12 protein-coding genes are annotated in these 13,579 nt (G+C 62.1%); 1 reads left to right on the plus strand and 11 read right to left on the minus strand.

Going from position 1 to position 13,579, the window contains the following annotated elements; all coding sequences use genetic code 11:
• Positions 1 to 222 precede the first annotated feature (222 nt).
• The 5 genes from Q4577_RS19070 to Q4577_RS19090 all read right to left on the minus strand — a co-directional run bounded on the left by Q4577_RS19070 (position 223) and on the right by Q4577_RS19090 (position 3,592).
• The gene (locus tag Q4577_RS19070) at positions 223 to 831 is read right to left on the minus strand and encodes a sulfite oxidase heme-binding subunit YedZ (protein ID WP_303471889.1); all 609 of its coding nucleotides are present in this window, start codon (positions 829 to 831) and stop codon (positions 223 to 225) included.
• Between the two features lie 87 nt (positions 832 to 918).
• Positions 919 to 1,767: an NAD(P)H-binding protein gene (locus Q4577_RS19075; protein WP_303471891.1), complete on the minus strand. Its 849-nt coding sequence runs from the start codon at positions 1,765 to 1,767 to the stop codon at positions 919 to 921.
• Between the two features lie 68 nt (positions 1,768 to 1,835).
• Positions 1,836 to 2,327 carry a nuclear transport factor 2 family protein gene (locus Q4577_RS19080; RefSeq protein WP_244689371.1) on the minus strand — a complete coding sequence of 164 codons (492 nt, stop codon included), beginning with the start codon at positions 2,325 to 2,327 and terminating at the stop codon, positions 1,836 to 1,838.
• 26 nt (positions 2,328 to 2,353) lie between these two features.
• Positions 2,354 to 3,196, minus strand: a complete 843-nt coding sequence (locus tag Q4577_RS19085) for a nuclear transport factor 2 family protein (protein WP_244689368.1) — start codon at positions 3,194 to 3,196, stop codon at positions 2,354 to 2,356.
• Positions 3,197 to 3,295: 99 nt separating this feature from the next.
• Positions 3,296 to 3,592 carry a DUF2218 domain-containing protein gene (locus Q4577_RS19090; RefSeq protein WP_303471894.1) on the minus strand — a complete coding sequence of 99 codons (297 nt, stop codon included), beginning with the start codon at positions 3,590 to 3,592 and terminating at the stop codon, positions 3,296 to 3,298.
• Between the two features lie 96 nt (positions 3,593 to 3,688).
• Between Q4577_RS19090 and Q4577_RS19095 the strand changes: the two genes are divergently transcribed.
• Positions 3,689 to 4,597 carry a LysR family transcriptional regulator gene (locus Q4577_RS19095; RefSeq protein ID WP_303471897.1) on the plus strand — a complete coding sequence of 303 codons (909 nt, stop codon included), beginning with the start codon at positions 3,689 to 3,691 and terminating at the stop codon, positions 4,595 to 4,597.
• A gap of 192 nt (positions 4,598 to 4,789) precedes the next feature.
• Here Q4577_RS19095 and Q4577_RS19100 read toward each other — a convergent pair whose 3' ends face one another.
• The 6 genes from Q4577_RS19100 to Q4577_RS19125 all read right to left on the minus strand — a co-directional run bounded on the left by Q4577_RS19100 (position 4,790) and on the right by Q4577_RS19125 (position 13,533).
• The gene (locus Q4577_RS19100) at positions 4,790 to 6,790 is read right to left on the minus strand and encodes a type IV secretory system conjugative DNA transfer family protein (RefSeq protein ID WP_303472023.1); all 2,001 of its coding nucleotides are present in this window, start codon (positions 6,788 to 6,790) and stop codon (positions 4,790 to 4,792) included.
• An 8-nt stretch (positions 6,791 to 6,798) separates the two neighbouring features.
• On the minus strand, positions 6,799 to 9,132 hold the full coding sequence (locus tag Q4577_RS19105) for a relaxase/mobilization nuclease domain-containing protein (protein ID WP_303471899.1): 2,334 nt from the start codon (positions 9,130 to 9,132) through the stop codon (positions 6,799 to 6,801).
• On the minus strand, positions 9,119 to 9,712 hold the full coding sequence (locus Q4577_RS19110; protein WP_303471901.1) for a helix-turn-helix domain-containing protein: 594 nt from the start codon (positions 9,710 to 9,712) through the stop codon (positions 9,119 to 9,121). Before Q4577_RS19110 ends, Q4577_RS19105 begins: the two co-directional genes overlap by 14 nt.
• 562 nt (positions 9,713 to 10,274) lie before the next feature.
• Positions 10,275 to 10,481 (minus strand): hypothetical protein, encoded by a 207-nt coding sequence (locus Q4577_RS19115; RefSeq protein WP_007120662.1) that lies wholly within the window; start codon positions 10,479 to 10,481, stop codon positions 10,275 to 10,277.
• A gap of 540 nt (positions 10,482 to 11,021) precedes the next feature.
• Entirely contained in the window at positions 11,022 to 11,951 is a 930-nt protein-coding gene (locus Q4577_RS19120) for a DUF2493 domain-containing protein (protein WP_303471903.1), read from the minus strand.
• Positions 11,952 to 12,669: 718 nt separating this feature from the next.
• Entirely contained in the window at positions 12,670 to 13,533 is an 864-nt protein-coding gene (locus tag Q4577_RS19125; RefSeq protein ID WP_303471904.1) for a LysR family transcriptional regulator, read from the minus strand.
• Positions 13,534 to 13,579 lie beyond the last annotated feature (46 nt).

The raw sequence follows: 13,579 nt of genomic DNA on the forward strand, positions 1-13,579 counted from the left end.
CATTCAATCCCCCGCTGCCATAGAGAAATTGAATCAGCCATGAGCCGTCAAATCAACAAGAGTTTTTCAACAAAATAGGACCAAAGCCGACCTTGGCCCTCCTTGCGGCGAATGACGGCTTCGAATTCAAACCCCCGGATGCTTCGGAATTCACGAACTGGAGCGATGAACTGGAAACAGATACCGCAAACGTGCGTACCATAGTCGTCAGTCGTCCTTCGGTCACGCCACCCGCGGGCGCGGGCGCAAGTACCAGTACCAGACGCGGTAGCCCTCCAGCAGGCCGAGCGGGACAAAATGCACCAGCGCAGGGCCGATACCACCCCAGTCGTGCAGCGCAGCCCAGTGCAGCAGGGTTAGGACGGCGGCGGCGTAGGTCGTGCGCTGCAGCGTTTTCCACGTGCGGCCCATCTTTCGAACACAGTAGTCAGAAGAGGTCACGGTCAGCGGTACGAAGATCAGGAAAGCGATCCAGCCGGTCCAGATATAGAGTTTCGGCAGATCGGCGATCACCTTCTGCGCGTTGCCAAGGTCGATGAGATACAGCACCGTATGCGCCAGCGCGTAGACAAAGGCCGCAACGCCAAAGTAGCGGCGGTTTTTCTTCAGCCAGCGCGGGCCGCGCCAGCCCTTGAACACCAGCGCCAGCGGCGAGGCAAGCATGGCGATGATCATGAAGCGCGCGCCGAACTCGCCGGTCGGGTGCAGCGCCGCGTGGATGGCGGCCCCGGTGGCCTCGGCATCCGCAGCGCCCAGGATGCTTGCAAGGATGCCGAGGCCCGGCAGCGCCATCAGCGCCCAGAGCCAGTAGGGAGAAAATCGTGACAGCATGTCTGTTGCCTTTCTTGGATTGGTCGCGGCGGCGACCACATAGATGGGTTGGTGGTGGTACGCTGCAGCGCAGGAGTTCCGTCGCGCTCAGGCGCGGAGCGAGAGAAAATAATCTTCCCAAGATTGGTGCGGGCGACCGGTGACCTTTGCAAAGTCACCCGGCCGGTCGTAGGCCCCTTGGCGGATGCCCTCGTAGATGCCGCCGATGATCGGGCCGATGAAATCGCCCAGCTCGGTGCTGCGGTCGGCGACGAAATCTTCGGAGGTCATCTCGCGGTAGGTCAGGTCGGTGCCGAAAGTGCGGTTCAGGTAGCCTGCCAGTCTTCCTTGCGTGATCGGCGTGCCGTTCAAGTCATAGGTCCCGCCGTTCAGATCGTCGCGCGTCAGCAGAGCGGCATAGGCATGGGCAAGTTCCGACCGCGTGGTGTAGCCGCATTTGCCGGTTCCTGCGCTGTTGGCGATCTCACCGCGGGCCTTGTAACTGTCGATGTATTCGACATCGGGCTCAATATAGATGCCGTTGCGCCCAATGGCCCAGTCCAGACCACTGGTGCGAATGTCCGCCTCGGTCTGCCGATTGCTTTGCACCACCGGTGAAAAGCGCGTGCCTTCTTCGGGGCCGATGATGCTGGTATAGACCAGCTTCTGCACACCGGCCGCGCGGGCGGCGTCGATCACGTTGCGGTGCTGCTGGATGCGGTCCTCGGGTGGGGCCATGCCCGAGACGATCACCAGCGCGTTGACCCCCTCCAGCGAGGCTTTCAATTGATCCGGTTGATCGTAGTCGCCCGGGCGTACCTCGACACCAAGATCGGTGACCTTGGCGGGCGTGCGGGCCAGCCCGATGACGGGCGCGCCGCCCGGCAGGTCGATCAGTTTGCGGGCGATCTCATGGCCAAGCTGGCCCGAAACGGCAGTAACGGCATAAGTTGTCATGGTCTGTCCTCTCTCTAATGCGATGGGCAAAGCCGCCGGAACGGACGGCTTTGCCATAGTCTCACAAATCAGCCGTGATAAGCTTGGCTGACGGCAAAGCTGTCTTCGAACCAGTGCCACAGCACTACTTGGCCATCGCGGACCTTAGCCCGCAGGGCAAAGGTGAATTCGCCGATTTCCTTGCCTGAATGGGGCGTGATGCCGTTCATCTTGCCAAAGACGGCAACCGTGTCACCCGAGGCGAAGGCGTCGGTGTTTTCCCACTTGGTCGTCTGAAGGTTCTCGGAAAACACGCCGAGGAATTCAAAGATATTCTCTTTCCCTTCCGCGCCACCGATCCACGGCAGGCTTTCGTCGCCTTCGTTGTGCCACACCATGTCGTCGGCCATCAGCGCGCTCATCTTTTCCATGTCGCCCGATCCCATCGCGCCCATAAAGGCCATGACGGTGTCAAAGCTGGCTTGTGTCTGGTCGTCCATTGTCTGTGCTCCTGCGTGTTGTGCGAGAATTGTGGCGAGCGCTGCGCCAATCGAGGTTTTCAAAAGTGTTCTGCGGTTCATGTCGTGCTCCTTGAGGGGCGGGGTGATCAAAATTTGCCAGCTTCGTTGTGCGGGGCGTCCGGGCCGGGCATGGGCGCGATGACGTCCCAGTGCTCCACGATCAGCCCGTCCTCGACGCGAAAGAGGTCGTAGAAGGCGGTCGGTTCACCGCCGAGGGCGCCCTCGGACAGGGTCAGCACGAAGTTGCCTTCGCCGATCACCTGATTGACCTGGGTGTAATCCATGCTGATGCCCTGTTCGGCCATCTGCGCCATGAAGGCACCAAAGCCTTCCAGCCCGTCAGCGACCATCGGGTTGTGCTGAATGTAAGTAACCGGGCTGATGTAGTCGGTGATATTCACCTCGGCATGTTCGATCAGCGATTTGGTGATGAATTCCTCGACCAGCGCCTTGTTGGCCTCGGTCTTATCCAAGTCAGTGATTTCAGTCGCGCCGTCGATCTGGGTGCGGCCCGAGGGGTTCGGTGCGGCCTCGGGAATCAGGTTGTCCCAATGCTCGGCGATCTTGCCGTCCTCGACGCGGAAGACGTCAAAAGCGATCATCGCTGTTTCGCCAAAGCCCTCATAGCGGGCATGAACGGCCACGATGTCATCATCCGCGATTACGCGGACGTAGTCCGCCTTGAAGGTGCCGCTGCCTGCGAGAAAGCCGACGACGCCTTTTTGCGCTTCGATGCCGCTGGCGAACATCTCGTTGTGCTGGATGATGTCTTCGGAAAAATACTGGTCAACGGCTTCGACATCGCCCGCCAGCAGCGTGTTTTCCAGCGCTTCGAGAACAAAGGCCTTGTTCTCCGCACTGTCGGCTTGCGCCGCAAACGGCAGAGTGGCGACGATCGACGCTGAGGCAAGAAGTTGGGTCAGTTTCATTGTGGTCTCCTCGGGGTGTTTGGACATGCCCTCTCGGTTCGCGCTCCGGGGTGGGGCGTGTTCGGGCGTGTCCTGGAATGGAAAGAGTTTGGGCCGACGTCAGGCCCCGGTGGATTCGGCCCGGCTCCAGGTCAGGTCCGGGTTTTCGCGGAATGCGAAGCGTTCAAGGTGGTTGGTGATCACCTCAATCGTCTTGTCGAGTTCGGGCGTGTCCGCGGCGATGGCGGTCAGGCGCAGGCCATCGGTGTCGGCGCGCAGATCGCACTGTCCAAAGGGCAGTTCGATGTGGCCCGCTCCGGGCTCGAAAGAGACCGGAACCTTGTGGCCGAAATGCTTGCACAGCGTGCCCAGATAGCGTTCGGCGTTTTCCGTCTTGAAGAATGTGCTCGCGTTCATGTCGATGCTCCGTCGTGTTGCAAAGAACATCTATCCCTACCGCATTGATCCGGGTATTGCTTGTTATCGGAAGTCATAATTCGGTTCAGCGGAACAATGATCGAGCATCTGCGCCATATGGCGATCTTTGCAAGAGTCGTCGACGAGGGGTCGTTCCGTGCCGCGGCCAAGGCGATCGGCCTTGCGCCGTCCCGCATCAGTGAGACTGTGTCGGACCTGGAGGATTTCCTTGGCGTGACATTGCTGTATCGCACCACACGCAAAATCGCCCTGACCAACGAGGGGCGCATGTTCTATGCCCGCGCGGCCGAGATGCTGCGCAGCGCGGAGACCGGGTTGAACGAATTGAACGCCCTGTCGCTGGAACCGGTGGGCGCGCTGCGGGTGTCCATGCCGGCTTTCATGTCCTCGTCCACGCTGGCCACCGCCATCGCGGAATTCGTGCGCCGTCACCCGCAGGTCGCGCTGTCGGTCAGTTTCACCGATGGCCGCACCGATCTGCTGGAGGATGGGTATGACGTGAACATCCGGGCCGGATGGCTGGATGACAGTTCGATGATGTCGCGCAAGCTGGGCGAGAGCGCGCGGGCCTTGGTGGCGGGGGCGGGCTATGCCGCCACCCGACCGCGCCCGTCCCATCCGGCAGAGATGGAGGATTGGGACTGGTTGCGTTACAAGCACCGATCTGAATATACCACGCTGACCGGACCGGGGGGCGATCCGGTCAAGGTACTGGGCCAGGCCCGGCTGGAGGTCGACAGCATCGACGCGCTGTATCATTTCACCTGTCAGAACCTTGGCGCGACTGTCCTGCCGGAACATCTTGCCGCCCGGGGTGAAGCCGAGGGCCGACTGGTGCGCCTCCTGCCAGATTGGCGGTTGATGCCGCTGGGCATCTTCGCGGTCTGGCCGGACACATCAAGACGCGAGAGCCTAACACGGATATTCGTGCGCTTCGTCGTCGATTGGCAGGCAGGCGTGTCGCCCCAATCAACAGGCATTTGACTCCCAAAGCGATCAAACCCGCATCAGCATTGCGCAACCGATACAAGGAGTTTGGATGAAACGGCATCAGCGTTCACCTCGTTCCTAACCAGATCTTGCGTTTTTTGGAAGCTTTTGAACATGTCCGGACATTCACGCAAGATGCAGCGAAATTCCGCTCCCCGCCCCGACCGACATAAACTCCTCGCTATCCTATCGGGCAACCAGCTTTTGACCACCATCCTCTCGCAACATTACTTCCATGTCGTCCAAGCCATCGACGGCAGAACGCATCTGCGCCTCATCATCCAAGCCCACTGTCTCGGAATCCGCAACCTGGCTCCCAAAATCCATCTCCATCTGATGCTTTTCCTCGGCGATGACGGCTTGAACGACGGGCGCGGTTTTCTTTGCGGCGACATCGGTTTGCCCTGACGATTGGCCATCAGGAGCCTGGTGTACCCTCTCTGAATCGGCTCCCGATCCGCGGGACTCGTCCGGCGGCGGTTTCATCGTCATGGCGCGCACACTCAGCGGCAGGTTCCCCTGCGGCCCCCCTCCCCCCGGCTCCGGAAAGGGCAACTCGCCCGTCTGTGCCGCGTGGATCGCCTTGAACAGCCGATCATCAAAATACTGGATCCGCTTTGCCCGGACCGGCATCTGGGCATCGATGACCATGACGATCTCGTCGAGCGGCAGGCGGCGCGCCTCATCTTCGGGCAACAACGAGCTCTCTTCAGTCCGTGTGGATTGGCTACGGCCCTCAAAGGGATTCTTGCCGATGGACTGGGATCGCGTGATGACGGTCTTCGTGGTCTTGCCGACCGCCTTGCTCAGCTCCTCGACGGTCTTCTCATCAGAGGGCGTCAGGTAGAGCTTCACGCCCGCGTTGCCTTGCAGCGCACGGCGGGTGTTCTCACCATAGATTTCATCGAGGGCGGGGATGGTTTGGGTGACCACGGCCAAATGGCCGCGATAGGTGCGCAGGGTCTCGATGCTCTCGACCACGATGGGCATCTTGCCGAGACGGTTGAACTCGTCGAGCATGATCATCACTGGCCATGGCTCGTCTGGCCCGGGATCCTTTTCCTGCATGGCGGAGAGGAGATCGGAGAAGAAGAGGCGGATCAGCGGCGCTAGGGGTTTGACCATCAGCGGCTGGACCACGAGATAAACCGAAAAGGGTTTCTTGCGGATCGTGCGGAAATCAAAGTCCGACACGGACGTCGCCTCATCGATGGCCGGGTTCTGCCATTGATCGAGCCCCGAGGTCATCAGGAGCGAGACATAAGAGGTCAGTGTGTCGTTGTTGGTCGAGGCCAGCCGCGTGAAGATCAGCTTGGCCGCCCTGTTGTCGACCTCATGGCCCCGCGCGAAATACTCCTTCTGCTTGTTTCCACCGGAGGCCGCGATGCGGTAGATTTCTCCCAAGGTGGGGCGCTTGCGCTGGAACGCCAGCAGGCCTGCTGCCACGAAGAGATCGATCCCGCCCTTGAGCAGCCCCTGCACCCGGTCATTGTCGCTCTGCAGGAAGAGCGTCGCAAGAAGCTGCAATTCCATCTGCTGGCGCGCGGGATCTTTCAGTTGATAGATGCGCAGGAGCGGGTTGTAGCGATGCGTGCGCCTGCCCTCCCAATCGGTGGGGGCAAAGCGATAGACCTTGTCGCCTTGGGCTGCGCGGTGCCGGGCCGTCGCCTCGAAGCATTCGCCCTTCACATCGAGCGTCACGGCAGAGCCCTGCCAGGTCAGCAGGTTCGGAATGACAAAGCCCGTGGTTTTGCCACGGCCCGTGGGGGCCACGATCAGCGCATGGGGGAAGACCTTGGAGCAAATGTAATTGGCGCGGGAGCCCGGCGGCCCCAGCTTGCCGAGGATGAACCCGGTCCCGGGCGCCCCGAAAAAGCCATTGGCCTTCATCTCGCGCGCGCTCTGCCAATGGGTCTGGCCAAAGCGTGTGAGGGCGGACCCCGAGAGGGCGAGGCTCAGCATCAGGCCGGCGGCGGCGAAGCTGCCGATGATCAGGTGAATAAGTTGGGCGTCCTCCGGGCGGCGGTCCAAGATCGCCATGTAGTTCTGCGCGATATAGGCAAAGTCGATCTCGGCCCCAAAGCCGAGATCCTGGTAGGTCAGCACCGCCGAGGCGATCGTATAGCCCATGGCCCCGGTCACCAGCGTCACCATCAAGACCCCTGTTGCGATCCGCGCTTTTCCCATGGAGGCGCTCAATGGACCTGACCCCGCTCGGTCTCTCCATCCACGTCTGTCGCGCGGTGTTTTTCATATTCGGTATCGGCAAGATCATCGACCACCTGGCGCAAGGCCTCCGTATTGGCCGTCGCGGCATTGGATTGCAGATAGACCTTGGCGACATAGAGCCGGTCGAGACGGTCCTCGAGAACCTTTTCCAGCGCATCGGCATCGCCGGATGTGAGCCGCTCAAGTTGACGGTTATCAAGCACCTGCGCAATTTCATCTCGAAATGCGTCCCGCTCCGCCTCGGTCTCGAAGGGCGCGGACAACTCCCCCGCCCGCTCATGGTCCAGAACACGCGCAATCTCGTCTGCAAGGCGGTCGGCACGGTCAAACCGCGTCGTGGTTTCGTCGCGGGCCGCGAGGATGTCGTCGCGCGTGCCAACCCCAAGCCCCTCGCGCATCTCGTTTTCGCGGCGGACCTGATTGATGACCTCCGTGTCGCGTATCTCGACGACGGCCGCATAGGTCGCACCGAGCCCGCGGGCAAGGTGGGACGGCATGTCCGGATAGCGCGCGCGCAAGTCATCCGTGACTGCATCTGCAACGGGCGTGCGGACGTCGCGTCCCGCTATGATCCGGTCGACTTCGCGGGTGATCTCACTGGCGCGGGCCGCATCGGTGATGGTCTCCCTGTAGGGCTCAGACCGGTCAATCACATCGCCAGGGCGTGAGAGCAGATCCGGGTGTGCCTCGAGATATGCACGCTGCTCCGTCTCGATCCGGCGCTCCGCTCGCGATACGACCTCCCAATCCCTGTCCTCGATCTGCTGCGCGGTCAGGCCGTCTGCGCGCATCTCCTGACGGATTGTCCCTTCCATCGCCCGGACCGCGCCCTCATGATAATGGAACCGCTCGCTGTCCGGTTCCGCTTCCATGACACCATCCCGGCGCAGCACCTGTTCGCGTTCCAGCAGCGTGCCGAGCGCGACATGCACATCGTTGAGAATGTCGCGCGCCTGTTCCAGATCAGCGCGGCGTTCGAGGTTCAGATCGCGCGCCTCAGCTACTTTGGAGAGATCATTGGCGATCCATTGATGCTCGAGCGCTGCATTTGAGGCGCCCGTCTCGATCCGGGCCACCACTTCCGATGTGCTGATCCCGGTGCCCCGTAGTGCTACGTCAATGCGCGATCTCAGGTCGGGCTCGGCCAGTCGCTCGCGCTGGCTGGCGTCAATATTGGCTTCGGAATAGATCCCGCCCTCCGAGGGGGTCTCTGACAGCGAGCCTGAGCGCAGCCCCAAGGGCTGCATGTGCTGGACCTGCGTCTGGATCTCGATGAGGCGTTTTTCCAGCACGGGACGTTCCGCGTCAGACTTCTCGGCGATCATGCCCTGCACCCGCGCGAGCTTTTCCGCATAGAGGCTTCTCAGATCCTCGAAGCTTTGTTCCTCGGCCATATACACATCTCCTGTTCGGTCCATCTGTCCGCCATGCGCCAGCACCTCGCCCGCGCGGAAGAGTGCTGCGGCGATGTCTTCCCGGGCCTCCCGGGAAGCCTCCGCGGCAAGCGAATGGTAGACAGTTCTGGTGTTGGCGATCTCCGCCAGCGTCCGCGTCAAGTCGGTCCCCACACGTTCCCGCTCGCGGGGCGCGCGGCCGTCGTCCTTCGCGGCATACACCTCGCTGGTTCGGGCCGGGTAATGCACAACACCGCGATCCACCCGGCGCGTGGCCTCGAGGCGCACGCCATACTTTTCTGCCTCCTCGACCATGGCGAGGCGGAAATCGTCATAGTTGAAGCGGTGGTTGCGCCCCAGAAAGAAGAACTCGCCTTCTTGTGAGCGGCGGTTCAGCACCAGATGCGCATGCGGGTGATCGCGGTCCTCATGCACCGCGATGATGTAGTCGAAATGCCCCTCATCAGTCTGGAAGAACCGCTCGGCCACATCCGTTGCGATGTCGCGCACATCCTCGCCCCGCGTGCCGATGGGGAAGGACATGAGCATGTGGGTGGTCTGCCCAAGCTTGGGTTTGAAGCCCGCATCCCAGCGCTTCGCAAAGCGCTCGGTCAGATCCTTGATGTCACCCGCCTCGAGCTTCGTCTTGCCATCCAGGAACCCGCTACTGTCCACGATATGGGTGGACTTGGTGGTGAGGTAATCGAGCTGGTTTGCGAGCTGTGATTTGGTATGCGTACCCCCGCCCCGGATCGCCTTGAAGACCGCCGGACGGTGCCCGGCTGCCGCGCGCATGAGCTGTTTCTGCTTGGCGACATGTAGCCCCTGCATTGAGCCCCGGATCCGGCTCCAGCCGTCCCGGAAGACATCGCCTGTGACGGCATGGACGGCATCATTCAGCCGCATGCGCAAACTCCCTCAGCGCGGCCGTGGCCTGCAGCTGCATTGCGTCCCGACGGCGGCGCAGGAGCAGATCGATCTCGTCAGCAGAATCCAGAATGAACCGCGCCAGACCGCGCATCTGCGCGAGGCGCAATTCGGTGAACTCGGCACTCGTGCCACCATCAGCTCCCTGCCCCTGCCGGTTGGCCCGCGTCATCTGCTTGGCGATCTGCGCGACTCCATTGCCGACCTCATGCAGCGTCGCCCTGTAGCGTGCCATCTCGGCCGCCATCTGCGCGTCCGGAACGAACACCCCGCCCGCCGCCTGAATGAGCCGCCGCAGCCCCTCGGCCCGGCTTTCGATCCCCGCCTTCGCCAGCACCTCGTCGAGCGCCGCAAGCTCCGCAGTCGTAACCTTCACACTGACCGCTGAGACGGGGATCGCGGCATCCGTCTGGCGCTCTGCATCAGCTTTGAGCGTGTACTGAATCGCCCGCACCGACACCCCAAACCGTTCCGCCAGCACTGAAGTGGAAATGCCTTCCGCAGCTTCGCGAACGATCTCCATGCGGTCCGCAACTGTGAGACGTTTTGAGCGCGACATGCGAAGAAAGACCCCCTATTTCCTGCCACCTTCCACCAAGGCTGCCCCCACCTTACGATAATATACCAAGCAGTCAATTATATACTTACGCCGCATTCAGTCTCAGGCAGCCTTGGTGTCCGCTTCACGCCGCGCCCGGCAGGGACGCGGCTCTGCCGCCCTCACCACCAGCACAGCCTCCAGCTTCAAAGGCCCCTTCCACAGCACCGCCCGAGGGTCTGGACGAACACGCATGTGTTCGGACGGAACCGCGGGCGGGCGCAAACCCCACCGACAGGGCAGACAGGCAGGGTCAAGGAGGGCCAGATTTGGCTCGGCCCAAATCTCTGCCGCAAAAACCGGGAGGCCCTGGCCGATAGGTTTTTGTGGATGCCCCCTTGAGGCTGACTGGCCGGTCTGTCGCGGCCTGATCATTCCGGGGGGAGTGCGTCCGTTGAACGCGCAGCGGCCGGCGGCTTCGTGAAGTCGCCTCGGGCGATCTGACCGCCGGACGCGGCATCCCTGGAACAGGGATCGGGCCGCCCCAAGATCATCCTGGGGCGGCCCATCCTCGTCAGAGGATTTAGTCCTGGGGATCTTTCGCGCTCGGTGGGAACATCACCAACTCCGAGACCGCGACCGGGAAGTCGAGCTTGAGGCTGAAGAACTCCGAACCATCCCCGTTGCGGGTATTGCGGAACATGGCGCCGACGCGTTGGAAGCGGGTGCGCTCCTGGCCATCGGTGTCGGTGAACTTGACGGGGACGGTGGCGACGTAGTGGTTGGTCATTTGGGTTACTCCTTGTTGCGATGGGGATCACCCGGCACGGGGGCAAGAGGCCCGTTCGCAAGCGCAAATGCGGAGGGTCCGCGGCCCCGCCGTGGAAGCCGTATTTGTGCTTGCCGAAGCGTGAGCTGAGGGCACGGACGGGCCGACCCCGTGCGATCCACATCTTTGAGCAAAAAGGAGTGATCCGGATGATCCTTGCCATCACGCAGCCGCCATTATCCGCGTCCGCGTCCCGCCAAGCCTGGCCGGGGAGCTGACGGAACCCGCCCGCGTGGATGAGATGTTCCGAAACACGCCCCGAGGGACGTGCAGGTCTTCAGCCTCATGTGCGACGTCTCGACCCCTCGCGTCTTGCGCTGCTGACGATGTGCGTGATGGGCTCACCATCCCCATCCTGTACCGATGCGGATGGGCCGCACACTCTGACGGACTGGGTAGAGGGATAACGGTGCTGGACGCCGCAGACTGCCGATCGCGCATGACCGATCGCACGCGCCATGAGACATGACGAAAGGGCCGCCCGAAGGCGACCCCCTCTCTTCAATCCTGCGCAGTCTTCTTAGCCGGGTCAGCAACCCGCATGACCGTCAGGCCTTTCGCTTCCGCCTTCTGCCCGAGGTTCAGCGCGACCCCGTTGCCGCCGAAGAGTACAACCCCCGTCGCCGCGAACTTGTCGTCCAGCATTTCGTCGTTGCACTTGAACGGTGCCGCCCGTCCATGCGCGGACCAGCGTGGATCGAAGCGCGCCTGTGCTATCCCGCGTGCCCGGGCCCACCGAGCCGCAATCATCTCTGCCCCGTGCTTGCCACCCTTGTGGCAGAGGAAGATCTCCTGGTTGCGGTTCTGCTTGATCCGTTCGCGAACCTTGTCGAGCGTGTTGAAGATCACATCGACATCTGCCCAGTCGGTGGCTCCTGAGACGATCAGGGGCACCCCCTCGACTTTCGACTTCTCGGCGGTTTCTCGGTCGTGCTGCTCGAGGAGCTGCCGCGCCTCGAAGACCGCCCCGGTCTCTTGCGCCCGGACGCTTGCGCGCGACCCGGCTGCCGGGATGAAGGCGTGGCCCGTCTCGACCTCGTAGCATTCCGCCGCTACTTCGCTCATCACCTCGATGGCGCCGACAATCTCGCGCAACTGCACAAAGCGCGCCTGCGCCTCTTCGAGCGCGGTCTCGGCGATCTCCGATCCGTCGTGAGATTTTGCCAGCGCGCCGATCTTGTCGGCGGTGCGGTCGACCTCCTTGCCAAGCGCCACCTTGCGGCGCTGCAGGATCGTGGCGAGCCCATGGGCCAGCGGTTCGATTTCCGCTTCAAGCCCGGTCCCGCGCAACTGCCCGAGCAAAGCCTCGAAGCTCTCGCGGATGATGTGGTCGGTCAGGATGTGATCTTCCGGGATCGGCAGCTGCGCGTCCTTCTCGGTCAGCCCGAAAAGTTCGATCGTCTCGTAGGTGTTTGCGGTGTCGTAAGCCATGTCTGGTCTCCAGTGTTCGGTTCCTAGGCCACCACGTGAGTGTGGGGGCATGGCCGAATGCCTGGTTTCCGAATCTGCCCGGGTCAGGGACGGCGCAGCCGCCGGCTTGCCGGGCGCAAAAGTTTTCTGCGCGCCGCACCGGACACATGCGCGCGCTCACGCACGGGACCGCCCCAAGCCGCCGGCTCCGCCCTCGCCGAAAAGTTTTGCGATCCTTGACGCGGGCTGATTTGGGGGCCATCCGGAGGATATGCTTCCGCGCTCATGTGTGTGTGTTTTGACGGTAGGTTTGCCCGACCCGAGCAGGCAAACGGCCCGACCGGACGCGGGAGACGGATGGAGCGGCGGGATCGTTTTGCGCTCAAGCAAAACAGACCAGAGCGCAATCCGGCGGAGCGGCCGGGGAGGGACGTGCTCGCGAGGCGGGCAAACCGGGATGCCGTGTGCTGCGCCGCGGTGAGGCCGCATGGCCGAATGCGCGACGGACCGAAGGGCCGTTCTCCCCTGCGACACGCGCAGCCGAGCTGGGGAGGCCGCAAGGCTATGTCTTTAGTTTTCGTCGAGCACAATAATCGCTTCGGAACGACGCATCCAAATAGCGCTGGAAATCAGTGGGACTCAGCCGCCGAGGTCAAAAGCGGAAATTCGCTGCACCGTGCGTGAACTGGTAAGATGCGGGACTTTCCTGCCGTTCGCCTTCCCAAACCGAAGGTCGGCTTCACTCGAACTCTGACGCGATCCAATCAACGATCCGCTTGATGCGCGTCTGGCCCAAATGGTCCTTTGCCCATGAGATATAGAGCCCATCATCAGAAAGGTCGGGGTCGACCCAAATCTCCACGAGTTTCTTTGAACGGAGATCAATCTCCACCATGCAGGATGGCGCGATGGCGACGCCGTGACCGCCAATAGCTGCGTCCAGAGCCAGCGCAGAGCTACCAAAGTTGAGCAGTTTATGTGCGTCTCCACAGCCTGTTGTCTTCATCAGTTTTTCCCAACGTCGGTGCCCGTCCTGCAGCAGCGGCAGTGTCAGCAATGTTTCCAACCCCATTGGCCAATCTGGTCGTAGGAACTCAGGACTGCATACGGCGATTAAGCGGATGTCGGCGAGGCGGCGCGATCCGTGAGCCGGATTGGTGTCATGCGCTCTGCCGGGCCAGATCGCGATCTCGTTCCGGCCCAGACTGCGCGCTAAAACCTGTGTGTGCACCTGCGTGGTCAGGGATGCGGTCGGAAACTTGACCGCGAAAGCGTCCATCCGGGGCATAAGCCACTTCGTTGCGGTGGATGACCCAAGGTGCAGCGTGACGCGATCACCGCCCTCGCCGAGGCTCACCAGCGCAGTGTCGATGATCCCGAGGGCTTCTTTCATGGCCGCATGACAGCGCTCCCCCTCCGGCGTGAGAGACACGCCGCGTGCGCCACGCACGAGAAGAACCACCCCCAGATCGATTTCGATCTGCTTGATCCGCTGAGAGACTGCGCCACGCGAGAGATTCAGCTCCTGAGCCGCGCGTTGCAGGTTCCCGCGCGATGCGACGACATAGAACACTCGGAGCGCGTTCAGGTTTACATTCTTCATTCGATGCCTCAAAGGCGATAGTTTTTCTAAACGCTGATCGAAACAT

It is taken from the genome of Marinovum sp. 2_MG-2023, from assembly GCF_030548265.1.
In the GTDB taxonomy this organism is placed as follows: domain Bacteria; phylum Pseudomonadota; class Alphaproteobacteria; order Rhodobacterales; family Rhodobacteraceae; genus Marinovum.